This window comes from Halomonas sp. ABH4_019 (assembly GCF_056159885.1).
The window spans coordinates 1-201 of sequence record NZ_JBSWWC010000010.1 but is presented as its reverse complement, the minus strand read 5'-3'; the positions used below and the strand labels follow the sequence as shown (position 1 = coordinate 201).

At 71.6% G+C, this 201-nt stretch carries 1 protein-coding gene; it reads left to right on the top strand.

The annotated features are described in order from the left end of the window. Positions 1-201: Ig-like domain-containing protein (locus ACXAFN_RS18335; RefSeq protein ID WP_474991175.1), on the top strand; the 201-nt coding region annotated here is incomplete at both ends.

The window sequence follows — 201 nt, the reverse complement described above, 5'->3', positions numbered from 1 at the left end:
CGATGCGGCCAGCGTCGACGAGGACGCCACCACCGCGATCGGCGGCGACGTGCTGGGCAACGACGACACCGGCGCCGACGGCCTCGGCAGCGTGGTGTTCAACGACACCCGCGCCGAGTACGGCACCTTCGTCGACAACGGCGACGGTAGCTGGTCCTACCGGGTCGACACCGCCAACGGCGCCGTGCAGGCGCTGGACGA